The 23,768-nt window shown below is 59.0% G+C and carries 28 protein-coding genes; 13 read left to right on the top strand and 15 right to left on the bottom strand.

Annotation, left to right across the window (positions count from 1 at the left end):
• Nucleotides 1-73: 73 nt before the first annotated feature.
• A complete protein-coding gene (gene acuI / locus DLD99_RS15370) occupies nucleotides 74-1,057 on the top strand; it encodes an acrylyl-CoA reductase (NADPH) (RefSeq protein ID WP_114883345.1) in 984 nt (327 codons plus the stop codon).
• A 60-nt stretch (nucleotides 1,058-1,117) separates the two neighbouring features.
• The gene (locus DLD99_RS15365) at nucleotides 1,118-1,576 is read left to right on the top strand and encodes a GyrI-like domain-containing protein (RefSeq protein WP_114883344.1); all 459 of its coding nucleotides are present in this window, start codon (nucleotides 1,118-1,120) and stop codon (nucleotides 1,574-1,576) included.
• Here the strand turns inward: DLD99_RS15365 and ada are convergent.
• From ada to DLD99_RS15345, 5 genes are all read right to left on the bottom strand, one after another.
• A complete protein-coding gene (gene ada, locus DLD99_RS15360; protein WP_114883342.1) occupies nucleotides 1,573-2,640 on the bottom strand; it encodes a bifunctional DNA-binding transcriptional regulator/O6-methylguanine-DNA methyltransferase Ada in 1,068 nt (355 codons plus the stop codon). The genes DLD99_RS15365 and ada overlap by 4 nt on opposite strands.
• Before the next feature lie 88 nt (nucleotides 2,641-2,728).
• Nucleotides 2,729-3,385 (bottom strand): DNA oxidative demethylase AlkB, encoded by a 657-nt coding sequence (gene alkB / locus DLD99_RS15355; protein WP_114883340.1) that lies wholly within the window; start codon nucleotides 3,383-3,385, stop codon nucleotides 2,729-2,731.
• 5 nt (nucleotides 3,386-3,390) lie between these two features.
• Nucleotides 3,391-4,104 (bottom strand): 2OG-Fe(II) oxygenase, encoded by a 714-nt coding sequence (locus DLD99_RS15350; RefSeq protein ID WP_114883338.1) that lies wholly within the window; start codon nucleotides 4,102-4,104, stop codon nucleotides 3,391-3,393.
• A 92-nt stretch (nucleotides 4,105-4,196) separates the two neighbouring features.
• Entirely contained in the window at nucleotides 4,197-4,373 is a 177-nt protein-coding gene (locus DLD99_RS29125; RefSeq protein WP_162803442.1) for a hypothetical protein, read from the bottom strand.
• Nucleotides 4,374-4,400: 27 nt separating this feature from the next.
• Nucleotides 4,401-4,703, bottom strand: coding sequence for a DUF1883 domain-containing protein (locus DLD99_RS15345; RefSeq protein WP_039768744.1), 303 nt, complete (start codon nucleotides 4,701-4,703; stop codon nucleotides 4,401-4,403).
• A gap of 212 nt (nucleotides 4,704-4,915) precedes the next feature.
• On the opposite strand from DLD99_RS15345, the gene DLD99_RS15340 reads away from it, so the two are divergent.
• A complete protein-coding gene (locus DLD99_RS15340) occupies nucleotides 4,916-5,272 on the top strand; it encodes a hypothetical protein (protein WP_114883336.1) in 357 nt (118 codons plus the stop codon).
• A gap of 72 nt (nucleotides 5,273-5,344) precedes the next feature.
• Nucleotides 5,345-5,575: a hypothetical protein gene (locus tag DLD99_RS15335; protein ID WP_085710032.1), complete on the top strand. Its 231-nt coding sequence runs from the start codon at nucleotides 5,345-5,347 to the stop codon at nucleotides 5,573-5,575.
• A gap of 3 nt (nucleotides 5,576-5,578) precedes the next feature.
• Here the strand turns inward: DLD99_RS15335 and DLD99_RS15330 are convergent, their stop codons facing one another.
• Nucleotides 5,579-5,875, bottom strand: a complete 297-nt coding sequence (locus DLD99_RS15330; RefSeq protein ID WP_085710031.1) for a hypothetical protein — start codon at nucleotides 5,873-5,875, stop codon at nucleotides 5,579-5,581.
• Nucleotides 5,876-6,014: 139 nt separating this feature from the next.
• The gene (locus DLD99_RS15325) at nucleotides 6,015-6,203 is read right to left on the bottom strand and encodes a hypothetical protein (RefSeq protein ID WP_085710030.1); all 189 of its coding nucleotides are present in this window, start codon (nucleotides 6,201-6,203) and stop codon (nucleotides 6,015-6,017) included.
• Nucleotides 6,204-6,450: 247 nt separating this feature from the next.
• On the opposite strand from DLD99_RS15325, the gene galU reads away from it, so the two are divergent.
• Both galU and gorA read left to right on the top strand, forming a co-directional pair.
• Nucleotides 6,451-7,290 (top strand): UTP--glucose-1-phosphate uridylyltransferase GalU, encoded by an 840-nt coding sequence (gene galU, locus DLD99_RS15320; RefSeq protein ID WP_085710029.1) that lies wholly within the window; start codon nucleotides 6,451-6,453, stop codon nucleotides 7,288-7,290.
• 129 nt (nucleotides 7,291-7,419) lie between these two features.
• Nucleotides 7,420-8,778 carry a glutathione-disulfide reductase gene (gene gorA / locus DLD99_RS15315; protein ID WP_114883334.1) on the top strand — a complete coding sequence of 453 codons (1,359 nt, stop codon included), beginning with the start codon at nucleotides 7,420-7,422 and terminating at the stop codon, nucleotides 8,776-8,778.
• Here the strand turns inward: gorA and DLD99_RS15310 are convergent.
• Complete coding sequence (locus DLD99_RS15310) at nucleotides 8,775-9,779, bottom strand: DNA-binding protein (protein ID WP_114883332.1); 1,005 nt, start codon at nucleotides 9,777-9,779, stop codon at nucleotides 8,775-8,777. The genes gorA and DLD99_RS15310 overlap by 4 nt on opposite strands.
• Nucleotides 9,780-9,956: 177 nt before the next feature.
• On the opposite strand from DLD99_RS15310, the gene DLD99_RS15305 reads away from it, so the two are divergent.
• From DLD99_RS15305 to ahpF, 3 genes are all read left to right on the top strand, one after another.
• Entirely contained in the window at nucleotides 9,957-10,895 is a 939-nt protein-coding gene (locus tag DLD99_RS15305; RefSeq protein ID WP_114883330.1) for a site-specific integrase, read from the top strand.
• Nucleotides 10,896-11,031: 136 nt separating this feature from the next.
• Nucleotides 11,032-11,595, top strand: coding sequence for an alkyl hydroperoxide reductase subunit C (gene ahpC / locus DLD99_RS15300; RefSeq protein ID WP_003224621.1), 564 nt, complete (start codon nucleotides 11,032-11,034; stop codon nucleotides 11,593-11,595).
• Between the two features lie 130 nt (nucleotides 11,596-11,725).
• Complete coding sequence (ahpF, locus tag DLD99_RS15295) at nucleotides 11,726-13,288, top strand: alkyl hydroperoxide reductase subunit F (protein ID WP_114883328.1); 1,563 nt, start codon at nucleotides 11,726-11,728, stop codon at nucleotides 13,286-13,288.
• Between the two features lie 69 nt (nucleotides 13,289-13,357).
• Here the strand turns inward: ahpF and gloA are convergent, their stop codons facing one another.
• Complete coding sequence (gene gloA / locus DLD99_RS15290) at nucleotides 13,358-13,879, bottom strand: lactoylglutathione lyase (RefSeq protein ID WP_085730808.1); 522 nt, start codon at nucleotides 13,877-13,879, stop codon at nucleotides 13,358-13,360.
• A 142-nt stretch (nucleotides 13,880-14,021) separates the two neighbouring features.
• Between gloA and DLD99_RS15285 the strand changes: the two genes are divergently transcribed.
• On the top strand, nucleotides 14,022-14,540 hold the full coding sequence (locus tag DLD99_RS15285) for a DUF4946 domain-containing protein (RefSeq protein WP_114883326.1): 519 nt from the start codon (nucleotides 14,022-14,024) through the stop codon (nucleotides 14,538-14,540).
• Between the two features lie 208 nt (nucleotides 14,541-14,748).
• Here the strand turns inward: DLD99_RS15285 and DLD99_RS15280 are convergent, their stop codons facing one another.
• The 3 genes from DLD99_RS15280 to DLD99_RS15270 all read right to left on the bottom strand — a co-directional run bounded on the left by DLD99_RS15280 (nucleotide 14,749) and on the right by DLD99_RS15270 (nucleotide 17,873).
• Complete coding sequence (locus DLD99_RS15280; protein ID WP_064381416.1) at nucleotides 14,749-15,114, bottom strand: histone-like nucleoid-structuring protein, MvaT/MvaU family; 366 nt, start codon at nucleotides 15,112-15,114, stop codon at nucleotides 14,749-14,751.
• 235 nt (nucleotides 15,115-15,349) lie between these two features.
• Entirely contained in the window at nucleotides 15,350-16,885 is a 1,536-nt protein-coding gene (locus tag DLD99_RS15275; RefSeq protein WP_114883324.1) for an EAL domain-containing protein, read from the bottom strand.
• A 115-nt stretch (nucleotides 16,886-17,000) separates the two neighbouring features.
• A complete protein-coding gene (locus DLD99_RS15270) occupies nucleotides 17,001-17,873 on the bottom strand; it encodes a LysR family transcriptional regulator (RefSeq protein WP_114883322.1) in 873 nt (290 codons plus the stop codon).
• Between the two features lie 77 nt (nucleotides 17,874-17,950).
• Between DLD99_RS15270 and DLD99_RS15265 the strand changes: the two genes are divergently transcribed.
• Together DLD99_RS15265 and hppD are read left to right on the top strand one after the other, a co-directional pair.
• Nucleotides 17,951-18,898 carry a DMT family transporter gene (locus tag DLD99_RS15265; protein WP_114886700.1) on the top strand — a complete coding sequence of 316 codons (948 nt, stop codon included), beginning with the start codon at nucleotides 17,951-17,953 and terminating at the stop codon, nucleotides 18,896-18,898.
• 246 nt (nucleotides 18,899-19,144) lie between these two features.
• Nucleotides 19,145-20,221: a 4-hydroxyphenylpyruvate dioxygenase gene (gene hppD / locus DLD99_RS15260; protein ID WP_085730812.1), complete on the top strand. Its 1,077-nt coding sequence runs from the start codon at nucleotides 19,145-19,147 to the stop codon at nucleotides 20,219-20,221.
• 67 nt (nucleotides 20,222-20,288) lie between these two features.
• On the opposite strand, the gene rarD is transcribed toward hppD, so the two are convergent.
• The 3 genes from rarD to DLD99_RS15245 form a co-directional block, all read right to left on the bottom strand.
• Nucleotides 20,289-21,170 (bottom strand): EamA family transporter RarD, encoded by an 882-nt coding sequence (rarD, locus tag DLD99_RS15255; RefSeq protein ID WP_085710020.1) that lies wholly within the window; start codon nucleotides 21,168-21,170, stop codon nucleotides 20,289-20,291.
• A gap of 138 nt (nucleotides 21,171-21,308) precedes the next feature.
• Nucleotides 21,309-22,322 (bottom strand): aldo/keto reductase, encoded by a 1,014-nt coding sequence (locus tag DLD99_RS15250; protein WP_114883320.1) that lies wholly within the window; start codon nucleotides 22,320-22,322, stop codon nucleotides 21,309-21,311.
• A 69-nt stretch (nucleotides 22,323-22,391) separates the two neighbouring features.
• Nucleotides 22,392-23,291, bottom strand: a complete 900-nt coding sequence (locus DLD99_RS15245) for a LysR family transcriptional regulator (protein ID WP_114883318.1) — start codon at nucleotides 23,289-23,291, stop codon at nucleotides 22,392-22,394.
• A gap of 97 nt (nucleotides 23,292-23,388) precedes the next feature.
• Here DLD99_RS15245 and DLD99_RS15240 point away from each other — a divergent pair, with 97 nt between their 5' ends.
• Nucleotides 23,389-23,754, top strand: coding sequence for a VOC family protein (locus tag DLD99_RS15240; protein ID WP_114883316.1), 366 nt, complete (start codon nucleotides 23,389-23,391; stop codon nucleotides 23,752-23,754).
• Nucleotides 23,755-23,768: the final 14 nt, after the last annotated feature.

Here is a 23,768-nt window from a genome sequence, read left to right as displayed (position 1 = left end):
TCGAGTGGGGCAAAATGTTGCAGTGTGCTATTTGAATGCCACGACCCCTGAATCCTTCCCCTGAGAGGCAGTCATGTTCAACGGCATTCTGATCGACAAAGACGACAGCGGTTATCGCGCCAGCCTGCAGACAATCGACGAGCAGCAGTTGCCTGAAGGCAATGTGACGGTGCGCGTCGCGTACAGCACGCTCAACTTCAAGGATGGGCTGGCGATTACCGGCAGCAGCCCGGTGGTGCGCAAGTTTCCGATGGTGCCCGGGATCGATCTGGCGGGTACGGTCGAAGTCAGTTCGCATCCCGACTACAAGGCTGGCGATCAGGTGCTGCTCAACGGTTGGGGCGTGGGTGAAAACCACTGGGGCGGGCTGGCACAGAAGGCGCGGCTCAACGGCGACTGGCTGATTCCGTTGCCCAAGGCATTTTCCGCCGCGCAATCCATGGCAATCGGCACCGCGGGCTACACGGCGATGCTTTGCATCATGGCGCTGGAGCGCAATGGCGTGACGCCAGAACAGGGTGAAGTGTTGGTGACCGGCGCCAATGGCGGGGTCGGCAGCTTTGCCATTGCCTTGTTGCACAAACTTGGCTATCGCGTGGTGGCATCCACCGGGCGGGTGTCGGAGCATGAATATCTGCAACGACTGGGCGCCAGCGAAATCATTGATCGTGCGACCTTGTCCGAGCCCGGCAAACCCTTGGCGAAGGAGCGCTGGGCTGCGGTGATCGATTCGGTCGGCAGTCATACGTTGGCCAATGCCTGTGCGAGTACCCGCGCCGAAGGCACCGTTGCGGCATGCGGTCTGGCTCAGGGCATGGACTTTCCGGCATCGGTGGCCCCGTTCATCTTGCGTGGCGTGACGCTGGCCGGCATCAACAGCGTGACCCAGCCCATGGCCCGCCGAATCGAGGCCTGGACGCGTCTGGCCAAGGATCTGGATTTCGCCCTGTTGCCCCTGATCAGCCACGAAATCGGCCTCAGTGACGCCATTGAGGCGGCCCCCAGATTGCTCGCCGGACAGTTGCGCGGACGGGTTGTCGTGGATGTCAATCGCTGACACATTAAGCGCCATCGCGGACCTGCCGGGCCGCACTTCAAAAAAAGGAGTGGCACTTCGATGGATTTACAACAACAGCACGTTGAGTCGTTCACGGTCTCAGGCTTGCGCGTTCGAACCACCAACGCCGCAGAACACAAGGCCGAGTCGGCGAAAATCGGCCCGATGTGGGGCGAGTTCTTCGGCAGGAATCTGGCGCAGGCCATTCCCGGCAAGCAGCCCGAATCGCCGATTTACGGGGTGTATTCCGCCTACGAGTCGGATGCCTCGGGTGCCTTCGATGTGACCGCCGGCGTTGCTGTCGTTGATCCGCAAAGCGATTTCGAAACAATCCGGATCGAGAGCGGCGAGTATCTGGTTTTTCAGGGGCAGGGCGCGTTGCCTGCCGCCGTCATCGCCACCTGGGGCCGGATCTGGAAACACTTTGAAGCCAATCCGCAGATCCAGCGCCGCTACGCCACCGACTTCGAGGCCTACCTGGGCCCCGAGTCGGTAGCCATCTACATCGGCATTCGTTAAGACCGGGTTTCCCGGGACAACAGCTCACGCTTGCGTTCCACGCCCCAGCGATAGCCCGAGAGATTGCCGTCGCTGCGCACCACACGGTGGCAAGGAATCGCCACCGCGAGGCTGTTGGCGCCGCAAGCCTGAGCCACCGCCCGAACTGCTTTGGGCGAGCCGATGCGTTGAGCGATGTCGGCGTAACTGGCGGTGCTGCCGACCGGAATTTCGCGCAGTGCCTGCCAGACCCGTTCCTGAAACGCGGTGCCCCGCACATCCAGTGGCAGGTCGAGGCCGATGGCCGGTGCTTCGATGAAGCCGACGACATGGGCGATCAGTTGTTCGAACTCGGCATCAGCCCCGATCAGGTTTGCCCGGCGAAACTGATCCTGCAGGTCACAGACAAGCTGATGAGGGTCGTCCCCCAACAGAATCGCGCAGATCCCCCGGTCACTCTGTGCCACTAGAATCGCGCCGAGCGAACATTGGCCGACCGCAAAACGAATGTCGTTGTTTTGCCCGGCGGCCCGGAAATCGCCGGGTTTCATGCCCAGCAACTGGTCTGCAGACTCGTAGAAGCGGCTGTTCGAGTTGAAACCGGCGTCGTACAGCGCATCGGTCACCGAATCGCCATCGGCCAGACGTTGCCGCACTCTGCGGGAGCGGTGTGCGGCGGCGTAACCTTTGGGTGTCAGGCCGGTGGCAGCCTTGAACACTCGATGGAAATGAAAGGAGCTCAGGCCGGCAGCCTCGGCCAGTTCGTTGAGTGCCGGCAGGGTTTCGGCGCTTTCGATCTGCCGGCAGGCCGCGGCTACGGTCGCGGCATGTTGTGCGGCCACGTCGCTCTGGTCCTTGCTCGCCCGTTTGCTGGGGCGATATCCCGCCGCTTCAGCCTCCTCGGCGGTGTCGAAGAATTCGACATTCTGCGGCTTCGGCAGGCGCGCCAGGCTGCTCGGGCGGCAATAGATGCCGGTGGTCTTCACGGCATAGACAAATTGACCGTCCGCACGTGGGTCGCGGGCGACGACAGCGGCCCAGCGTGGATCGTCTTGAGTGTTCAAAGGGGTCGAAAGCGTTTTCATGATGGAGAGTCCGTTGACCTGTTGAATTTCAGGTTAACCAGTGCCGCCAACCGTAACACTCCGGCCCTTGCGGTCAAATTCCGTTGGGTTATCCAGCGGTGCGAAACGTCAGGTTGAAACGCTGTTCGCCCAGTTGCGGATGCCGGCCGTATTTGATCGGCAGGATGCCGTGGTAGCGCAGCCGGTCGACGCCGCCCCAGATCACCATGTCGCCGTGCAACAGCGAAATGCGCTGACTCTTGTCGCTACGGGCGAAACCGCCGAACAGGAACATGGCGGGCAAGCCCAATGACAGGGACACGATAGGTGCGGCGTAGGAATGTTCGTCTTTGTCCTGATGCAATGACATTTTTGCGCCGGGGACATAGCGGTTGATCAGGCAGGAGTCCGGTATGAAGTCGGAAAATCCGCCTTGCTTCGCCGCTGCCTGGGCCAATTCGCGAAAGACTTCAGGCATTTGCGGCCAGGGCTGGTGGCTGATTGGATCTTCGGCCGAGTAGCGGTAACCGCTGCGATCGGTGATCCAGCCCAAAGCGCCGCAGCTGCTGGTGGCCACCGACATGCTGAAGCCGCCGGGTGTCATCATGTGCCGCAACGGGGCGCGTTCGATGACCGATTCCAGCGCCGGCAGCAATTGCTCGATACGGGACAGGGCGAAGCCACGCAAGACCCAGGATTGCTCTCCAATCTGCTCGGAGCGGTGTGGCTGCTCGGTGTCGGCGAAGAGGTCGAAATTGCTGTGCATGATGGTCAGGTTGCGTCGTGGAAGATGATGCCGAGAGTATGCCGTTTTCCGCTGTGCAGGCGACTCACGCCGTGGCGCATGGTGACCCGATAATCGCCGCGCACGCCTTTGACCGGACGCTGGTTGACGGCAAAGATCAAGGCGTCACCTTTTCTCAGGTCCATCACCAGCGGGCGAGACTGCATTCTCGGACGTTGCTCGGTCAGGACGAATTCACCGCCGCTGAAGTCTTCTCCCGGTTGCGACAGAAGAATCGCCACTTGCAGCGGGAAGACGTGTTCGCCGTACAAATCCTGATGCAGACAGTTGTAGTCCTGTGGACCGTATTGCAGCAAGAGCGGGGTAGGCCGCAGTTGACCGGCGGCGTGACAGCGCGCGAGAAACTCGCTGTGCAGGGGTGGAAATCGTTGCGGCAAACCCATTCGTTCGTGCCAGCGGTTGGCCAGGGGAACGAGTCGCGGATAAAGCGCATTTCGCAGGCGCTCAACCACCGGAGGCAGTGGGTAGCGCAGATATTTGTATTCACCGCGACCGAAGCCGTGGCGGGCCATGATGACGTGCGAGCGGAACGGTTCGCCTTGCGGGTAAAGCGCGCTCAGGCGCTCGCAGGTTTCCGGGCGCAACAACGAGCGGATGACGACACAGCCGTCCTGATCCAGCTGTTGTTCCAGTGCGACCCAGTCGAACCTGTCGAGGGGAGAGTCGGGTGACATCGGCATGCTGATTCCTTGGTGCTTGTCCAGGCAATCCGTCTAGGCAGCCCGCGAGGCCGGAACACTCCGGCGCTTGCGGTCGAATTGTCACCCGTGTCTTACAAGGCCTTGCTGACGCTGATATCGCTGATCACATCGCCGCTTTGGCCGTGCAGGGCATCCAGTGCAGCCTTGGCTTCTTCCGCCGTGCCGTTTTCCAGTTGGGCGAATTCGAAGCGGCGCTCGCCGTTGAGTTTGTACTTGATGACGTATTTGGTCGTTTGAGCCACGGTCATGCTTACCTGTTTACGTTGAGGGGCCGATCAGCTGAGTTTCGAGCTGGAACGACGGATGATCTTGATCGAGTGCGTCAGGGTCGGCTTGCGGGTCACGCTGATTGCGCGGCGGCTGACGGTGTCGATGGTGATGTTCCAGAAACCGGTGCTCGGCGCCGTGATGCGGGCCGGGAAGGTATCGAATGCGCCACCGTGGTAGGTGTGACGGCCGCCGTTCTTGAAGCTGCGGAAGTTGGCGTCGTTCATCAGACGGATGTTGCAGGTTTGCGAGCATTGGATGACGACGATGTCGTCTTCGTTGAGGTGCTCGCGCTGGTGAATAAATTTCATGGGCGCCTCCAGAAGGGCTTTTTCTACAAAATCAAAACGATAGCAAGGTCGATTGGCGGCAGTTTATCAGTCCGGACAGGTTATTATCCGGCCGTCGGGCGCTGCTTTGACAATTAAAAACAGTTATTCGCGATTCCATGTGCGTTAAATGCAATGAGCCTCGGAGAAAATTGGCATTCGTGCTGTCCGACGGTCTTTATAGGAGATTCTGTATGAAGTGGGGTGTGGTCATTGTGCCGTTGGCATTGGCGATGGGTGGTTGCGCAAGCGTTTCAGAGATTAATGAAACGTTGCCGACCATGAACGTCATTTCCGGCAAGAAGCCCCACGAATACGCGCAGTGCCTGGCTGACAAGCTGGCGCAAAGCCGCGGGGCCCTGCAAATGGAGCCGCATAAGGACGGGGTTCGGGTGATCGTGCCGGGGAAATTGTCATCCGGCCCGGCGGCGGTGTTTGACATCGAGGATCGCTCCGGCGGCAGCAGTATCAAGTTGCATGAACGCATGTCCAATGTGCCGATACGTCCACGGGACGTACGCAATGCCGCCACGGCGTGCATTTCCGGCTGATAAACTGTCAGTCATCGGTATTGATGCCGTCCAGGTCAAGCCTGGGCGGCATTGTCATTTCTGGAGATGTGCATGAAGCGGGAGCAGGTGCGCGAGCGCCATAAAGAAGGGCTGATTGCGGCCACGCATGTGATTCAGAACCCGGCGAATCCGGGTGAGTGGATCGTGTTTTTCAAGAAAAGCGCCGGGCGCAGTTATTTTCTGGTGGATGAAAACGACGAAGTCGAATCGTTTGGCCGTCTGGATGACCTGATTGAGGTCGTTCGCGGGCTGGGGATCAAGTTCGCCGAAATCCACATGTAAAACCTACTTGCAGACCACTACGACGCTGCGAGTCTTGTAATTACCGACGTCGACACCCAGGGTTTTGTCGCTTTCCTTCGGCGCAGGCGTACCTTCCGTCCCAACGATGCGATAGCCGGTTCCGGCGCAGGAGGCATCGGCCTTTTCATAGCAACTGGCCCAGGAGTTCGCCTCGCCGGAGCAGTCAATGCTCAGGCCTTGTTCACCGTTGTTCAGATAAGTCGTTTCGGACGTGGCGCAGCCGGCCAGGGCCAGAAGCGCAATCAGTGGCAGCATGCGGTGCAGGGTACGGGTGTTCATGGCGATGTCGTCTTCGGAAGGAGAGGGCTAGACGCTATGACAGCGCCGGTGCGAAAAGGTTATAGCGATTGGCCACGTCTTTGTGTGCGGGCCAAAAAAAGCCCTGCGCAGTGGCAGGGCCGGGATTTGTGGTCGCCGATCAGTCTTGATCCTTGCCGCGACGCTTCGGTGCAGGAGGCGTGTAATCAAGCACCGCGGCTACTTCAACCGCCATCGCTTCAGTGGGCAATGGGCCGGACACATCTTCGCCGTTGGCGGCGGTGATATGCCACTGGCCATCTTTTGCCTTGGCGACGGTGTACCCGTTGATGATTTTTGCTGCGGACATCTAGCGGCCTCGTTGGCTGGTTCAAAGGCGTCATGATAGCGGGAAACGGGCAAGCGGGCGCGGGTCGATGCGGTGTTCCTGAATCTTTGGGCTACGCTGAATGCGCAGCTTCTGCGTGCGGATTGAACTATCCGCCAGAATATTTCTCTATGTTGACATCGGTTAGCCAGTGCGGGGCATTGTAAGGTGCACGCCGCCTGATTAGACTGCGCCGAAACTCGTACACACAGCCCTTTCAAGGACTTATATGATCAAGAAATGCTTGTTCCCAGCAGCCGGTTACGGTACTCGCTTCCTTCCAGCGACTAAGGCCATGCCCAAAGAAATGCTGCCGGTGGTAAACAAGCCACTGATCCAGTACGGCGTCGAAGAAGCTCTGGATGCTGGTCTGACTGAGATCTCCATCGTGACCGGCCGTGGCAAGCGCGCCCTGGAAGACCACTTCGACATCAGCTATGAGCTGGAAAACCAGATCAAGGGCACCGACAAAGAGAAATACCTGGTCGGTATCCGCAAGCTGTTGGACGAGTGCTCGTTCTCCTACACCCGTCAGACTGAAATGAAAGGCCTGGGTCACGCGATCCTGACCGGTCGTCCGCTGATCGGTGACGAACCCTTCGCTGTGGTGCTGGCGGACGACCTGTGCGTCAACCTCGAAGGCGACGGCGTACTGACCCAGATGGTCAAGCTGTACAAGCAGTTCCGCTGCTCGATCATCGCCATCCAGGAAGTCGATCCGGCTGAGACCAGCAAGTACGGCGTTATCGCCGGCGAGATGATCCGCGACGACATCTACCGCGTACACAGCATGGTCGAGAAGCCAAAGCCGGAAGACGCGCCGTCGAACCTGGCGATCATCGGCCGTTACATCCTGACCCCGGACATCTTCGACCTGATCGAACAGACCGAGCCAGGCAAGGGTGGTGAAATCCAGATCACCGACGCCCTGATGAAACAGGCCCAGAACGGCTGCGTAATGGCCTACAAGTTCAAGGGCAAGCGTTTCGACTGCGGTGGTGCTGAAGGCTACATCGAAGCAACCAACTTCTGCTTCGAGAACTTCTACAAGACTGGCAAGGCTTACTGATAAAGCCTGACCTGCCTGTACGAAAAAGCCACCTTCGGGTGGCTTTTTCATTTTCCGCCCCTATATCGGCAGGAGTGCTTGCCCAAAGGACGACGGCAGGTATGCTGATCCCCTGCCGAGGAGATAGAAATGGCCTACGATTTTGACCTTTATGTGATTGGTGCCGGTTCCGGCGGTGTACGTGCTGCGCGTTTTGCTGCCGGTTTTGGTGCGAAAGTGGCGGTGGCCGAGAGCCGTTATCTGGGTGGCACCTGCGTCAATGTCGGCTGCGTGCCGAAGAAGCTGCTGGTGTACGGTGCGCATTTCGCCGAAGACTTTGAGCAGTCGTCTGGTTTCGGCTGGAGCCTGGGTGAAGCGGATTTCGATTGGGCGACCCTGATCGCCAACAAGGATCGCGAGATCAATCGCCTTAACGGCATTTATCGCAATCTGCTGGTCAACAGTGGCGTGACCCTGCACGAAGCGCACGCGAAAATCGTTGGCCCGCATGAAGTCGAGGTCAACGGTGAGCACTACACCGCGAAAAACATTCTGATCGCCACGGGCGGCTGGCCGCAGATTCCGGAAATCCCGGGGCATGAGCATGCCATCAGCTCTAATCAGGCGTTTTTCCTGAAAGAGTTACCCAAGCGCGTTCTGGTCGTCGGTGGTGGTTACATCGCCGTCGAATTTGCCGGCATCTTCCATGGTCTGGGTGCGGATACCACGTTGCTGTATCGCGGCGATCTGTTCCTGCGCGGCTTCGACGGTTCGGTGCGCAAGCATCTGCAGGAAGAACTGACCAAGCGCGGCATGGATCTGCAGTTCAATGCGGATATCGAGCGGATCGACAAACAAGCCGATGGCAGCCTCAAGGCGACCCTCAAGGATGGTCGCGTACTGGAAGCAGATTGCGTGTTCTACGCCACTGGCCGGCGCCCGATGCTGGACAATCTCGGACTGGAAAATACCGAGGTGCAGTTGGATGAGAAGGGCTTTATCAAGGTCGACGAGCAGTACCAGACCACCGAACCGTCAATTCTCGCGCTGGGTGATGTCATCGGCCGCGTTCAACTGACGCCGGTGGCGCTGGCGGAAGGCATGGCGGTGGCGCGACGCCTGTTCAAGCCGGAGCAATACCGGCCGGTGGATTACAAGATGATCCCGACGGCGGTGTTCAGTCTGCCGAACATTGGCACCGTCGGTTTGACTGAAGAAGAAGCGCGTGAAGCGGGTCACGATGTGGTGATTTTCGAAAGCCGCTTCCGCCCGATGAAGCTGACCCTGACCGAATGCCAGGAGCGCACGCTGATGAAGCTGGTGGTCGATGGCAAAACCGACAAGGTGCTGGGCTGCCACATGGTCGGGCCGGATGCCGGCGAGATTGTGCAGGGGCTGGCAATCGCCCTGAAGGCTGGCGCCACCAAGCGTGACTTCGACGACACCATCGGGGTGCACCCGACGGCGGCCGAAGAGTTTGTCACCATGCGTACGCCGGTCGGCGCTTAAGTCTTTTTCGGTTCTGCTGCGTCTGGCGCTGCCGCAACGGTGGTGGCCAGGCGCAAGCTGTCCTGAGCCTGGGTCAGTTGCTTTTCCAGTGACTGGTTGAGCTGGGTCTGCTCGTCGACGCTCTGCTTGAGTGTCTGGCTGTCCAGCAGCGCCACGCGCAAGCGTTCCTGGAGGAGGGTGCGCTCGCTGTCGACACGCGTCGCTTGCTCCAGCAGTTGATCCTGACGCTGATTGCTGTGCTTGAGCTGATCCTGCAGCAGGCTCAGTTCACGCAGCGTGCCACGGTTCTCGGTCAGCAGGCGTTCGTTGTCACGGTGCAATTGAGTGATTTCGTCCTGGCGAACCAGCGCACTTTGCTGCGCCTGACGCAACTCCATCTGCAATTGCTGAACCTGACTTTCGTGACGGCTCTGTTCCTGTTCGCGCTGCTCCTTGACGGCATTGCGGTAGTGCTCAAGCGCGTCTCGGGCATGCAGGTGCTTTTCTTCCAGCGAGCGGATCTGCTCGTCTTTGTCCTGCAAGCGCAATTCGAAATCTGCCAGCGCCTGATTCAGGCCGGCATTGCGTGTCTGTTCGGTTTGCAGCATCGAGCGGGTGTCGCTCAAGGCTTCGGATTCTTTCGCTAGCGCTGCGCCCTGGATGTCGTGCTTCTTCTCCAACTGCGCATGGTCCTGACGAAGCTGAATCAGCTCCGCTTCCAGCGCCAGGCGTTGTTGCTCGTACTGTTCACGAGCTTGATCAATCGGTTCCTGCGCCTGTTCTTTCAGGCGTTGTGCCAGGCGTGTGACGAGCGCCAGCAGCTCGTCATCGATGGGTTCTGCCGAAGGATCAGCCGGTGCGCTGCCGTCATCCAGCTCCTTCAGATAGCGATGAATCGTGGTTTTTGAACCCGTATTGCCCAGCTCGATGCGTACTGCGTCGATGCTGGGGTGTTCGCCACGGGCGAGGATCGCTGAGCGCGCGATCTGGACTACTGCTTTGTTAACGCCGCCACGGGCCATATGTGCTCCTACGATTACGTACTGTGGTACATGCCACCAAAGTACGCAGTGTACCATGCTGAAGATAAAGTTAAATGTTTCGAGATAAACGGGCGGGATATACTGGTATTACCCCGTGTGAAGCGTCAAAATCCGCTTTTCATTCTTCAAATCAGTACGCCTGCGAGAAATCAGCCCATGAGCGATCTGGATCGCTATCTGCAAGCCGCCACCCGTGACAACACCCGCCGCAGCTATCGTGCGGCCGTCGAGCATTTCGAAACGGTATGGGGCGGGTTCCTGCCCGCGACGGCGGACAGCGTCGCGCGCTATCTGGTGGCTCACGCGGGGGTGCTGTCGGTCAATACGCTGAAGCTGCGCCTGTCGGCCCTGGCGCAGTGGCATAACAGTCAGGGGTTCGCTGATCCGACCAAGACGCCAGTGGTGCGCAAAGTGTTCAAGGGCATCCGTGCGCTGCATCCCGCGCAGGAAAAACAGGCCGAGCCGTTACAGCTGCAGGATCTTGAGCAGACCGTTGCCTGGCTTGAGCAGGAAATGAAAGAGGCCCGAGAAAAACAGGACCGGCCGTTGCTGCTCAGAGCCTGTCGGGATCGGGCGCTGATTCTTCTCGGGTTCTGGCGGGGTTTTCGCAGTGACGAGTTATGTCGGGTGCAGATCGAGCACGTCCAGGCCCACGCCGGTAGCGGCATCACCCTGTACCTGCCGCGCAGCAAGGGCGACCGGGAGAACCTCGGTCAGACCTATCAGGCCCCGGCGTTGTTGAAGCTTTGCCCAGTGCAGGCTTACATCGACTGGATCACTGAAGCTGCGCTCGTACGTGGCCCGGTGTTTCGCGCCGTCGACCGCTGGGGCAATCTGAGTGAGGAGGGCTTGCACGCCAACAGTGTGATTCCGTTGCTGCGCCAGGCCCTCGAACGCGCCGGGATAGCCGCCGAGCGCTACACAAGCCACTCGTTGCGACGTGGCTTTGCCACCTGGGCCCATCAAAGTGGCTGGGATCTCAAGTCGTTGATGAGTTACGTGGGCTGGAAGGATATGAAGTCCGCCATGCGCTATGTTGAAGCGAGCCCCTTTCACGGGATGGCCCGGATTACGGATAAGCCGTTGTCGTCGTAGATATCGTTTTCTTCTATTAATACAGTCAGCTAATAGCGAAAACAAATCAGCAGCATCAGGTTTGCCAATGAGCCATCCGTCGAGTGAGTGGGTAGGATTCACCCATCGAATTCACAACCCTGACGGAGAGTCATCAATGCCTATCATCAACAGCCAAGTAAAACCGTTCAAAGCTACCGCGTTCAAAAACGGCGACTTCGTACAAGTCTCGGACGCTGACCTGAAAGGCAAATGGTCCGTAGTGTTCTTCTACCCGGCCGACTTCACCTTCGTTTGCCCAACCGAGCTGGAAGACCTGGCCGACAACTACGCTGCCTTCCAGAAACTGGGCGTAGAAATCTACAGCGTTTCCACCGACACCCACTTTGCCCACGCTGCCTGGCACAACACTTCGCCAGCCATCGGCAAAATCGAATACACCATGATCGGCGACCCGACCCACGTCATCTCCCGCAACTTCGACGTACTGATCGAAGAAGCTGGCCTGGCAGACCGTGGCACTTTCGTGATCAACCCTGAAGGCCAGATCAAAATCGTTGAACTGAACGATGGCGGCGTTGGCCGTGACGCTTCCGAGCTGCTGCGCAAAATCAAGGCTGCTCAGTACGTCGCTGCTCACCCAGGCGAAGTTTGCCCGGCCAAGTGGAAAGAAGGCGAGGCCACTCTGGCTCCGTCCCTGGACCTGGTCGGCAAGATCTGAGTCTGTGACACACGCAACACAGGGCGGAACTCCGCACCTACCTCAGTAAGCTGCACCGCCCAATAGAAAAGCCCGGGCGAGATTCGCTCGGGCTTTTTTTCGCCTCAAATAAAGTCAGGAGATCGCCCGTATGTTGGACGCCAATCTTAAAGCCCAGTTGAAATCGTACCTGGAACGGGTCACCCAGCCGATCGAGATCGTTGCTTCTCTCGACGACGGTGCGAAATCCCGTGAAATGCTCGACCTGCTGAAAGACGTTGCCAGTCTTTCGCACCAGATTACCTTGATCGACAGTGGCGACGATGCACGCAAGCCGTCGTTCTCGATCAACCGCCCGGGTGCCGATATCAGCCTGCGTTTCGCCGGCATCCCGATGGGCCATGAATTCACTTCGCTGGTGCTGGCCCTGCTGCAAGTCGGCGGCCACCCTTCGAAGGCCAGTGTCGAAGTGATCGAACAGATCCGCTCGCTCAAGGGCGAGTTCAACTTCGAGACTTACTTCTCGCTGTCCTGCCAGAATTGCCCGGACGTGGTCCAGGCGCTGAACCTGATGGCCGTGCTGAACCCGAACATCCGCCACGTCGCCATCGACGGCGCGCTGTTCCAGGACGAAGTCAACGATCGCAAGATCATGGCCGTGCCGAGCATTTACCTGAACGGCGAAAACTTCGGCCAGGGCCGCATGGGCCTGGAAGAAATCCTCGCCAAACTCGACACCGGCGCCATCGAGCGTCAGGCCGAGAAAATCAGCGCCAAAGAGTCTTTCGATGTGCTGGTAGTCGGCGGTGGCCCGGCCGGTGCTTCGGCGGCAATCTATGCCGCACGTAAAGGCATTCGCACTGGCGTTGCAGCCGAGCGCTTCGGCGGTCAGGTGCTGGACACCATGGCTATCGAGAACTTCATTTCCGTGCAGGAAACCGAAGGCCCGAAACTGGCGACCGCGCTGGAAGAGCACGTCAAGCAGTACGACGTGGACATCATGAATCTGCAACGCGCCGACAAGCTGATCCCTGGCAAGAACGGCGAGCTGCATGAAGTCCACTTCGCCAGCGGCGCGACCCTCAAGGCCAAGAGCGTGATTCTGGCGACCGGCGCACGGTGGCGTGAAATGAACGTGCCGGGCGAGCAGGAATATCGCAACAAGGGCGTGGCGTACTGCCCGCACTGCGATGGTCCGCTGTTCAAAGGCAAGCGTGTAGCGGTGATTGGCGGCGGTAACTCCGGCGTCGAGGCAGCGATTGATCTGGCCGGTATCGTGTCCCACGTAACCTTGCTTGAGTTCGACGTACAACTGCGTGCTGACGCGGTGCTGCAACGCAAGCTGCACAGCCTGCCGAACGTCACCGTGATCACCAGTGCGTTGACCACTGAAGTCACTGGCGATGGCCAGAAGGTCAACGGCCTGCGTTACAAGGATCGCAAGACTGACGAACTGCGCACGGTCGAGCTGGAAGGGATCTTCGTGCAGATCGGTCTGTTGCCCAACACCGATTGGCTCAAAGGCACCATCGAGCTGTCGCCGCGCGGCGAGATCATCGTCGACAACCGGGGTGAAACCTCGATCCCGGGCATCTTTGCTGCCGGTGACGTGACTACCGTGCCGTACAAGCAGATCGTGATTGCGGTGGGCGAGGGCGCCAAGGCTTCCCTCAGCGCTTTCGATCACCTGATCCGCACTTCGGCCCCGGCGTAAATCCCGGACCGAAAAAAGAAAAACCCCATCAGCGATGATGGGGTTTTTTCTTTTCAGCGTTTACAGCGTTTAAAGCGGCGCCGGCTGAATGATCTCGACCCAGTAGCCATCCGGGTCCTTGATGAACGCCAGGCTTTTCATGCGGCCGTCGGTCAGGCGCTTCTGGAAGTCGCAGCCCAGCTCTTCAAAGCGTGCGCAAGCCGCAACGATGTCCGGCACCGAAATGCAGATGTGGCCGAAACCGCGCGGGTCGGTGTTGCCGTTGTGGTAGGCGAAATCAGCGTCGTTTTCGGTACCGTGGTTGTGGGTCAGTTCCAGGATGCCGGGAATCGACTTCATCCACTCGGTGCGCGCAGCGGCATCGGTCGGAATCTGCGATTTGTCGACCAGGGCGAGGAAGTAAAGGCTGAATTCCGCTTCCGGGAAGTCACGTTTTTCCACCAGCGAGAAACCCAGCACGCGGGTGTAGAAGTCCAGCGACTTGGTGATGTCTTTGACGCGCAGCATGGTGTGGTTGAACACGAAGTTGCGGGTTGCGCTGTCCGGGGTGGCGGTGACGCCAGGGAAGGTGTTCAGTTCTTGCAGGCTCATGGGCCCTCCGTAACAAATTGGGGCGAGTGAATGGGCGCAATGATACGCATGCCTTGCGGCATCGCCAAACCGAAAGCGCGGGCTTGCCCTGTGAGCGGGCGGGCCTCAGACTTTGCAGCTCAATCCGCGAGTGCCTCTGGTAATGATCCGACCGTTCAAATCGCTGTTCGTTTTCTTCGGCTTGTCCCTCATCGCCACTTCGGCCTGCGCTGATGCACCGAGCATTACCTGGCCTGCGGGCTGGCAAGTCGAAGCGCTGCCCGAAACCGCGCCGGAAGTTTCCCGTCAGCGGGCGGTCAAGACCGACTCCGATGGCAATCAGGTGATGGTGATGGAGTTGACAATGACGCGTGTGGAAACGGGTCATCAGGTCAATCTGCAAGGCGTGTTGCTGGAGATGCGCAAGTCGGTGCAGAAGGACTTTTTCCAGGGCGGTTATCAGAGTGTCTGTAACAAGGTTCATTCGAGCACACTTGGCTCACTCGCGGCGCTCGAGACCACTTGTACAGTCACCGAAAATGGCCGTCATGTGCTGTCACAAACATTGGTTGCTGCAGTAGAGGCAGACAAGGCCTATGTACTTTCGTATGCCGGGCAAGCCGAGGTTTACAAGGCCAGCGCCGATGAAATAGTGGCGGCGAGAAACAGCTTGAAATTTTAGTCAGGTGTTCGGTGATCCTCAGCCCGTTAGATACCTGAAGTGATTAAATACAAAGTTGCTCGCCCTGCGAAGGCGCAACATCCGGAAGCATAGTTCCAGTGCAAGAGGCTGTTTGGCTGTGAACTTTCGAGACGGGAAATTGTTGCATTTGTTAGATATTGTCCAAAAAAAAGCCCTGCATCTGCAGGGCTTTTATGTTTGCGGGGGATTAACCGCGCAACCAGGAATCAACGGTGGCTGCACCGTATTGTTCCTTCCAGGCCTTCAGGCCGCGATGGTTGCCACCCTTGGTCTCGATCAGCTCGCCGGTGTGCGGGTTCTGATAGACCTTGACCACGCGGGCGCGGCGGGTCTTAGGTGCTGCGGTCAGTTGCAGACCGGATTTGGCCGGGTTCGGATCGAGGATGGCGATGATGTCTTTCAGGCCTTTGCCGTAGGTTTTCATCAGCCCCTGGAGCTTTTCTTCGAATTCGATTTCTTTCTTGAGCCCGGCATCGTTCTTCAGCGATTCCAGCTGCTTGAGCTGTTCCTGAAGGGCCTTTTCAGCTGCACGAAATTCAGCGAGTCTGGACAATATCTTTACTCCAATAGTGTGTTTGGCTGATACCAACCGCAAACAAAGCTATAAGCCAAGAGCCTTGAAGCGACTCGGTGATAGTGGCTCACCTGCCAATCTAGCAACAGGTAAGAAAAATTGTAGTAGTTAATGCGTCAAGAGTAAATCCTGACGTTTTCTTTATGTAAAAACAGCGATGTCTTGTATCAATTTGGTGCGAACGGTCTGAGCCCGTCGGTTTTATCGCGTTTAGTTAATGGTGAGTTAATGCGTCGATGAAGTCTGCGGCCGGCATCGGTTTGCCAAACAGATAGCCTTGCAGAAAGTTGACGTGATGGGCGGCCAGATAATCGGCCTGGACCTGTGTTTCCACGCCTTCGGCCACAATGCCCAGATCCAGTTTGGCGGAGAGTTCGATGATGCTGTCCAGAATGTGTCGGGACAGGGCGTCCTTATCAATCATGGCGACAAATGTCTGGTCGATCTTCAGGAAATCGACATTGAATGTTCTCAAATAGCCCAGGCTCGAATGGCCGGTGCCGAAGTCGTCGATCGCGATCTTCACACCCATGGCGCGCAGTTGCGCAAACAGCTGATGGGTGATGGCGGTGGGCTCGATCAACTCGCGTTCCGTCAACTCCAGAACCAGGCTGATGCTACCAGGGGCGAATGCCGCCAGAAACTCGCGGCAGTCTTCCAGCAACTCGAGATCGTGGCAGTGACTGGCCGTAATGTTGATGCCGATGTGGAAGGGGGCCTCGAAGGAAGCAGACAGCGGCCCGAGCACGACAGCGGTCTGCTGCATCAATGAACGGGTCATCGGTACGATCAGCCCGGAATGTTCTGCGAACGGTATGAACAGGTCCGGACGCACCAGGCCTTCCTTGGGATGATTCCAGCGCATCAGCACTTCGCAGCCCGACCAGCGTTTGTTGTCGCCGTAGACCACCGGTTGGAAGTAGGGAATGAACTCTCCGGCTTCCAGCGCGCGCAGCATTTCGTGACTGGGGGATGTCGCGCGGTTCTGCACGATATAACCGATTGCCCCGGATACCGCGCCAAAGAAAATCAACAGGCTGAACAGCGGCGGGTATTCGTCGCTCATGTAGTTCCAGGTTTCATCCTCAGGGAAACCGGCGCTCACCGTGTAGGCATAATGTGCAGAGTTCAACGTGCTCTGGGCCACCGGCAACTCGGGAAGGACGCCTTGATGCACTTTGCCGTCGGCAGAAAGCCAGTTATTGCCGACCTGCAGCAATAACAATGTCTGCCGGCCGATAAGGCGCAGGATATTGCTCAGGTGATAGCCGTCCAGCGTCGTCAGTGCGCCGCCCCGGCCATCGCTCAGTCGATATACCAGCAGCGCAGTATCAGGCGTAACCGGATTGCCGTTCATGAGCCATAACTTGCCTTGGGTGTAGTCCCCCGGATTGACGGCTTCCTTGAAGTCGCCGAACAACGAACTGCAATAGAGATTGTTGTCCCACACCAGATTGGTCGAACGCACGAACGGGCGGCGGGTGACCTGTTCGCGCAGGGCCAGTTTGACGTCCTCGCAGGTCTGGCCCGCCAGCGGCAGCAGTTCCCGGGCGGACTGGGCGGTGTTGTCGAGCATCAGGTCGAACTGGCGCAAGGCTTCCTCGGCGGTTTGCCGCGAGCTCTGCTCCAGCGTGCGCTCGGCCTGCATATGGAGAATGACTGTGCCGATGATGATCGGCAGCAGGCCGCACAACAGCGTCACGATGATTCGGGTGCTGCGTTTGCGGCGGGGCCTGACGGTCAGAGGCATGGGCGCATCCTGTTGCGGTGGTGTGGGGCTCTCGACGGCAGGCGGGGCAAGGATGCACCTTCTGGAAAGCGTTGGGTCTGTGCCCATGATAGATGGCGGTTGGCGCTTGCGCCGCTCAGCGGTAATCCAGTGCCGTCGCCAGTTTGATGAAAGCCAGAGTGGCGGGTGATGCCTGGCGCTGGTCCAGCACGGCCAGGCCGATGTGGCGCACCACGGCGGGTAACAATGGCCGCTTCACGTATTGCGGATTTGACTCGATGGGCAGCGAACCTTCGGCAACGAGGGTGATGGCGTCGCCCCGGCTCACGGTATCGAGGGTGCTCAGCAGTTGCGAGCAGCGGTAGCGGATATTCGGGCTCAGTCTTGCCGCGTTGAACAGTCGCGATACCAGTTCCGAAGAGCCGGCTTCGGTGAGTACGAACGGGTCGCTGCACAGGTCTTTCAGGCTCAGTTCCACCTGCGAGGCCAGAGGATGGTCGAGCGGGAGCAGGGCGATCATCTGGTCTTCCATCAGGGCAAACGTATCGAAGCGTTCTTCGGGCAATACCACGAAACCGATATCGATCCGTCGCTCGTCGAGCCACTGGAGTACCTGCCGGTCCGGCCCTTCGTCGATGTGAACCTCGATGCCCGGGTGCGCCTGGCGGAAATGCTGGAGGATCCGCGGCAGCAACCTGATCGATGAAGTCGGGCCGAACGAGCCGATACGCAAGGTGCCGCTTTTCAGCCCGCGCGCATCGGCGGCTTCCTGGCGCAATGTGTTGGCCAGCCCGAGCATCGCCCGTGCGCGCAGCAGCAATTGTTCGCCAATGTCGCTGAGTTCGACTTGCGATTGATGCCGGCGAAACAATTCGACACCCAGTTCCTGCTCCAGTGACTTCAAGGCGTGGGACACCGCCGACTGGGAAACCCCCAGACGATGGGCGGCGAGGGTGAAGCCGCGTAGCTCGGCCACAAGAGAGAAGATTTCGAGCTGGGTCAAAGTCATGAGTAAAAGCTCATTTTACGATGATCGACAATTACTCGAATGATACGGCATCCGTCAGTTTCGTCGTCGAGCGCGTTATGAATAGTCATGAATCAATCCGTCCGGTGGCCTCGGACATGCCCGTCTATCTGAACCTCGCCATGGTCAGCATGATCTGGGGCGGAACTTGGGTGGCCGGGCGATTTCTTGCCGGGAGCCTGAGTCCGATTCTCGCTGCCAGCCTTCGGTTCTTGCTGGCCAGCGTCGCGTTGCTCGGGTTTTTGTGGCTGGCGCGAATTCCCCTCGCAAGGCCGAATGCGGGGCAATGGCTGCAACTGGCATTGCTGGGGGTCTTCGGGATTTTCTTCTACAACCTGTGCTTCTTTTACGGCCTGCAATACATCAACGCGTCGCGGGCCTCGCTGATCGTTGCGTTGAATCCGGCGGTGATCGGCCTGGCATCCTGGCTGTTGTTCAAGGAGCGCCTGAGTCGATTTAAAGTCATCGGCATCCTGGTCTGCATCGGTGGTGCGGGCGTGGTGATCGTCAGTCGTAATCCGCAATTGCTGGCTGCGACACCAGACGCCTGGATCGGCGATCTGCTGATTTTCGGCTGTGTGTTGAGCTGGGGTGTGTATTCGTTGTTTTCCCGCAGCCTCAACCAAAGCATCGGCCCGTTGCAGACGGTGGCCTTTTCGATTCTGCTCGGCACGCTGATGCTCTGGGCGCTGGCCGCCTTGCGTGGCGAAGTGAGCGGGGCGGCGGTAGCCGGTCTCGGGATGACGCAATGGCTGAGCCTGATCTATCTCGGGGTGTTGGGCTCGGCGCTGGCCTACATCGGTTACTACGACGGCATCCGCAAAATCGGCGCCACTCGCTCCGGTGTGTTCATCGCTCTCAATCCACTGACGGCTGTGCTGGCCGGCGCCGTCCTGCTGGGCGAGCAACTGACGCTGCCCATGTGCCTGGGCGGCGTGCTGATTCTGGCGGGCATCTGGCTGTGCAACAAACCCCTTGCACCGGGCCGAAAAAAGCGGATTTTATAGAGAGGGCAGACAACCCTATTTACGCTGTGTAGAATCGGGTTACGCATACAATAATAATCGTCTTCTGGCAGCAGAAGCCTCGCCCGCAAGAGCCTTGGGTCGACAATGAAGATATTCGGGTTTCAACTGATCTACGGTGACTTCCTCGCCCGCAGTGTGCGTGGCATCTCCTGTGCGCCACCCACCGGTCTCAGCATTACTGACAAATAACTCTGGTTAATTGATAAGAATGATGAGGCGCCAACCATGGCAGATTTATACGAAAACCCAATGGGCCTGATGGGCTTCGAGTTCATCGAGTTCGCATCGCCGACACCTGGCACCCTGGAGCCGATCTTCGAGATCATGGGCTTCACCAAGGTCGCGACCCACCGTTCCAAGAACGTGCACCTGTATCGCCAGGGCGCGATCAACCTGATCCTCAACAACGAACCCCACAGCGTGGCTTCGTACTTCGCGGCCGAGCACGGCCCGTCCGTTTGCGGCATGGCGTTCCGGGTCAAGGATTCGCAGAAGGCCTACAAACGCGCGCTGGAACTCGGCGCCCAGCCGATCCACATCGAAACCGGCCCGATGGAACTGAATCTGCCGGCGATCAAAGGCATTGGCGGCGCGCCGCTGTACCTGATCGACCGTTTCGGCGAAGGCAGCTCGATCTATGACATCGACTTCGTGTTCCTCGAAGGCGTTGACCGCAACCCGGTCGGTGCCGGCCTGAAGATCATCGATCACCTGACCCACAACGTGTATCGCGGCCGCATGGCCTACTGGGCCAACTTCTACGAGAAGCTGTTCAACTTCCGTGAAATCCGCTACTTCGACATCAAGGGCGAATACACCGGCCTGACCTCGAAAGCGATGACCGCCCCGGACGGCATGATCCGCATCCCGCTCAACGAAGAATCGTCGAAGGGCGCCGGGCAGATCGAAGAGTTCCTGATGCAGTTCAACGGCGAGGGCATCCAGCACGTGGCGTTCCTCACCGACGACCTGGTCAAGACCTGGGATCAGTTGAAGAAGATCGGCATGCGCTTCATGACCGCGCCGCCGGACACCTACTACGAAATGCTCGAAGGCCGCCTGCCGAACCACGGCGAGCCGGTGGATCAACTGCAATCGCGCGGCATCCTGCTCGATGGCGCATCGGACAAAGACGACAAGCGTCTGCTGCTGCAGATCTTCTCGGAAACCCTGATGGGCCCGGTGTTCTTCGAATTCATCCAGCGTAAAGGCGACGATGGTTTCGGCGAAGGCAACTTCAAGGCACTGTTCGAATCGATCGAGCGCGACCAGGTGCGTCGTGGCGTGCTCGCCACCGAGTAATCCGCATCAGATGTAAAAAAGCCCGGCCTGCAATTAATTTTGCAGGCCGGGCTTTTTATTGCGCGTCTTACGGGCGCCGCTGGCGCATCAGATGCTTGAACCCTTCAAACACCAGCACCACCACCGCGAGCCAGATCGGGATGTAGGTCAGCCATTCGCCAGGCTTGATGCTCTCACCCAGCAGCAGCGCCACACCGAGCAACAGCACCGGTTCAACGTAACTCAACAAGCCGAACAGGCTGAACGGCAGCAAACGACTGGCGATGATGTACACCACCAGCGCCGACGCACTGATCAGACCGAGCAGCGGAATCAGCCACGCCAGCGCCGGATACTGATCGAACACGCCGAAACCCTGTTCACCGCCGCGCACAAACCAGTACGCCACCGGCAGCATCAGGGTCATGTCGACCCACAAGCCGCCGAGGTTGTCGGTCTTGAGGTATTTGCGCAGCACGAAGTACAACGGGTAACCGACGACTACGACCAGCGTCGCCCAGGAAAACCCGCCGACCTGATACAGCTCGTTCAACACGCCGAGGCTGGCAAAAAACACCGCGATTTTTTGCAGGTACGACAGGCTTTCGCCATAAGCGATGCGTCCGGTCAGCACCATGGCCAATGGCAACAGGAAGTAACCCAGCGATACATCGAGGCTGTAGCCATTGAGCGGCGCCCACATGAACAGCCACAACTGCACGCCGAGTAGCGCTGACGAGAGGATCAGGCCGCCGATCAGCTTCGGCAGCGCAGGGATCCGGCGCAGCAGCTCCAGCACTCGCCGCCATTCGCCGGACAACAACATGAACACGGTCATGCAGGGCACGGTCAGCAACATCCGCCAACCGTAGATTTCCACGCCGCTCAACGGGGTGAGCAACGAGGTGTAGTAATACATGACGGCAAACAGCGTCGAGGCTGTTACCGAGAGAGCGATACCTTTAGACAAACTGTCCTCGCGGGGGTGATGGTCAAACGGGGCGCGCAGGATACGTGGTTTTTGTGCTGAATATTGGCCGAGTGATCGATATTTCCAACATTCGACACAGATCCCGCGAGAGCAGGACCTGTGTCGAAGCATAGGTGCTTAAGGCTGACGCGGTTTGCGCCCCGACACAAAATGGCTCACATCATTAAACCCCGGCGTAGACGCATGCCCCGGCGTCACCAGTGAGTCGATAAACGCCTCATCTTCCGCCGTGATCTTCACCGCCTGGGCCTTGGTGTACGCATCCCACTGTTCTTCAGTACGCGGCCCGACAATCGCCGATGTCACCGCGCCGTTGTTCAGCACCCAGGCAATCGCAAACTCGACAATGCCGACCCCGCGCTCTTTGGTGTATTGCTGGATCTGCTGGGCAATGCGCAACGACTCCACCCGCCATTCAGTCTCCAGAATCCGCTTGTCCTGACGCCCGGCACGGCTGTTGGCATCCGGCGTTACGTCCGGTGCGTACTTGCCGCTGAGCACGCCACGGGCCAGCGGGCTGTAAGGCACCACACCGAGGCCGTAAGTCTGGGCGGCGGTGATCTGTTCGGTCTCGGCCTGACGGTTGACGATGTTGTACAGCGGCTGGCTGATCACCGGACGATCGACGCCCAGTTTGTCCGCCACGCGAATCACCTCGGCAATCCGCCAGCCGCGATAATTCGACAGGCCCCAATAACGGATCTTGCCCTGGCGAATCAGATCGCCAATCGCCGAGACCGTCACTTCCAGCGGTGTGTTGTGGTCTTCGCGGTGCAGGTAATAGATGTCGAGGTAGTCGGTGCCGAGCCGGGTCAGGCTGGCCTCCAGACCATTGAAGAGGTGTTTGCGGCTCAAGCCACTGCGGTTCGGCACGCCATCCACCGGGCCGAAACCGACCTTGGTAGCCAGCACCCACTCATGACGATGACGGGCGATGGCTTCACCGACGATCTCTTCCGAACGGCCATTGGTGTAAACGTCGGCGGTGTCGATGAAGTTGATGCCCTGATCCCAGGCCTTGTCGATGATGCGCAGCGAGTCTTCCGCGCTGGTCTGTTCGCCGAACATCATCGTGCCGAGGGTGAGGGTGGACACCTGCAACCCCGAGTGACCCAGTGTGCGATAGCTCATGCCGAAATCCTTTTGTCGGTGGGAAAGCTTCCATCAAATACCAGAAGCACCCGGTGCGGCAAAGTGAATTTATCGACGCAATGCCTCGCAGCGCTCGCGCAAAAACGCCTGCAACACCTTGACCCGTTCCGACACCTGCGCCCGATGCGGGCAGAGCAGATTGAAGGGCACGCTCTCGCCGTGCCAGTCATCGAACAGCGTCACCAGTCGCCCGGCGCGCACGTCTTCGGCCACGTCGAGCCAGGCCTTGTAGGCGATACCGTGCCCGGCGAGCGCCCAGCGGCGAGCGACTTCGCCGTCGTCGCTGAGGTAGTCGCCGTGTACTTCGACCTCGACCGTTTCGTCATCTCGATGGAAACGCCAGGTGTTGTAGGGCCGGCCATTGCGCAAGTAGAGCAGGGCGCTGTGCTCGCTCAGTTCGGCGGGGTTCTGCGGTGTGCCGTGGCGCTCCAGATACGCAGGACTGGCGCAGGCCACGCGCCGATGCTCAGGCAGAATCGGCAACGCCACCAGCGTCGAATCACTCGGCACGCCAAAGCGCAGTGCCACGTCCACCGTCTCGCGAAACAGATCTGCATGCCGGTCATTGAGCAGCAACTGCAGTTGAATGTGCGGGTGCTCGCGTTTGAAATCGTCCAGCCACGGCAGCAACACATTGCGCCCGAAGTCCGACGGCGCCGCCAGTTGCAGCACGCCGCTCAGGCCTTCGGTCTGCTGCTTGAGCGCTTGCTCGCCCTCGGCCAGCGTTGTCAGCGCCAGGCGCACGCTTTCCAGATAGCGCCGGCCTTCTTCGGTCAGACGCATGCTGCGGGTCGAGCGGGCGAAGAGGCGGATGCCGAGGCGGGTTTCCAGGCGTTTCAGCGCGATGCTGGCGGCGGCCGGTGTCAGCTCCAGCGCCCGTGCGGCGGCGGAAATGCTGCCGGAGTCGGCGGTACGGACGAAGATTTCCAGATCGAGGATTGAGCTCATTAGTAAAAATCCGTTGAAGATCCTTGGCGTTTTGCGGGATTTTTCCGGGATTGGCAAGCGCAGATACTGGAATCCTGAATAACTGCAGGAGACAGACATGACGTGGACATTCGATCATCTCGCCTTCAACACCGCTGACGGTCAGGCGCTGCAGGACGCTTTTGGTGCGTTACTGGGATTGACGCCGGGGCGGCGGCCGCCGTTTCCGTTTCCCGGGCGGTGGTTGTATCAGGATAGGCAGGCGTTGGTGCATGTGATTGAGCAGCCTGCGCTCGATGAGGCGGCGTTGAGTCATATTGCGTTTCGTACAGATGAAGATGCGGCGGTGGTTTTGAAGCGGGTGCAGGGCAGTGGGTTGCCGTATCAACTGGCGCAGGTACCGGAGGACGGGATCTGGCAGATTTTTGTGCAGATGCCGGGGGGATTGGTGCTGGAGCTGGATGCAAAAACGGGGATTTTATGAGTGTTTAATCGTGG

It is taken from the genome of Pseudomonas kribbensis, assembly GCF_003352185.1.
Lineage (GTDB): Bacteria > Pseudomonadota > Gammaproteobacteria > Pseudomonadales > Pseudomonadaceae > Aquipseudomonas > Aquipseudomonas kribbensis.
The sequence above is the reverse complement of the archived record's forward strand: the minus strand, read 5'-3'. Positions and strand labels throughout refer to the sequence as shown.

Coding starts and splice junctions, on each gene's coding strand:
- acuI (WP_114883345.1), top strand. CDS start 74: ATGTTCAACGGCATTCTGATCGACAAAGACGACAGCGGTTATCGCGCC.
- DLD99_RS15365 (WP_114883344.1), top strand. CDS start 1,118: ATGGATTTACAACAACAGCACGTTGAGTCGTTCACGGTCTCAGGCTTG.
- ada (WP_114883342.1), bottom strand. CDS start 2,640: ATGAAAACGCTTTCGACCCCTTTGAACACTCAAGACGATCCACGCTGG.
- alkB (WP_114883340.1), bottom strand. CDS start 3,385: ATGCACAGCAATTTCGACCTCTTCGCCGACACCGAGCAGCCACACCGC.
- DLD99_RS15350 (WP_114883338.1), bottom strand. CDS start 4,104: ATGCCGATGTCACCCGACTCTCCCCTCGACAGGTTCGACTGGGTCGCA.
- DLD99_RS29125 (WP_162803442.1), bottom strand. CDS start 4,373: ATGACCGTGGCTCAAACGACCAAATACGTCATCAAGTACAAACTCAAC.
- DLD99_RS15345 (WP_039768744.1), bottom strand. CDS start 4,703: ATGAAATTTATTCACCAGCGCGAGCACCTCAACGAAGACGACATCGTC.
- DLD99_RS15340 (WP_114883336.1), top strand. CDS start 4,916: ATGAAGTGGGGTGTGGTCATTGTGCCGTTGGCATTGGCGATGGGTGGT.
- DLD99_RS15335 (WP_085710032.1), top strand. CDS start 5,345: ATGAAGCGGGAGCAGGTGCGCGAGCGCCATAAAGAAGGGCTGATTGCG.
- DLD99_RS15330 (WP_085710031.1), bottom strand. CDS start 5,875: ATGAACACCCGTACCCTGCACCGCATGCTGCCACTGATTGCGCTTCTG.
- DLD99_RS15325 (WP_085710030.1), bottom strand. CDS start 6,203: ATGTCCGCAGCAAAAATCATCAACGGGTACACCGTCGCCAAGGCAAAA.
- galU (WP_085710029.1), top strand. CDS start 6,451: ATGATCAAGAAATGCTTGTTCCCAGCAGCCGGTTACGGTACTCGCTTC.
- gorA (WP_114883334.1), top strand. CDS start 7,420: ATGGCCTACGATTTTGACCTTTATGTGATTGGTGCCGGTTCCGGCGGT.
- DLD99_RS15310 (WP_114883332.1), bottom strand. CDS start 9,779: ATGGCCCGTGGCGGCGTTAACAAAGCAGTAGTCCAGATCGCGCGCTCA.
- DLD99_RS15305 (WP_114883330.1), top strand. CDS start 9,957: ATGAGCGATCTGGATCGCTATCTGCAAGCCGCCACCCGTGACAACACC.
- ahpC (WP_003224621.1), top strand. CDS start 11,032: ATGCCTATCATCAACAGCCAAGTAAAACCGTTCAAAGCTACCGCGTTC.
- ahpF (WP_114883328.1), top strand. CDS start 11,726: ATGTTGGACGCCAATCTTAAAGCCCAGTTGAAATCGTACCTGGAACGG.
- gloA (WP_085730808.1), bottom strand. CDS start 13,879: ATGAGCCTGCAAGAACTGAACACCTTCCCTGGCGTCACCGCCACCCCG.
- DLD99_RS15285 (WP_114883326.1), top strand. CDS start 14,022: ATGATCCGACCGTTCAAATCGCTGTTCGTTTTCTTCGGCTTGTCCCTC.
- DLD99_RS15275 (WP_114883324.1), bottom strand. CDS start 16,885: ATGCCTCTGACCGTCAGGCCCCGCCGCAAACGCAGCACCCGAATCATC.
- DLD99_RS15270 (WP_114883322.1), bottom strand. CDS start 17,873: ATGACTTTGACCCAGCTCGAAATCTTCTCTCTTGTGGCCGAGCTACGC.
- DLD99_RS15265 (WP_114886700.1), top strand. CDS start 17,951: ATGAATAGTCATGAATCAATCCGTCCGGTGGCCTCGGACATGCCCGTC.
- hppD (WP_085730812.1), top strand. CDS start 19,145: ATGGCAGATTTATACGAAAACCCAATGGGCCTGATGGGCTTCGAGTTC.
- DLD99_RS15250 (WP_114883320.1), bottom strand. CDS start 22,322: ATGAGCTATCGCACACTGGGTCACTCGGGGTTGCAGGTGTCCACCCTC.
- DLD99_RS15245 (WP_114883318.1), bottom strand. CDS start 23,291: ATGAGCTCAATCCTCGATCTGGAAATCTTCGTCCGTACCGCCGACTCC.
- DLD99_RS15240 (WP_114883316.1), top strand. CDS start 23,389: ATGACGTGGACATTCGATCATCTCGCCTTCAACACCGCTGACGGTCAG.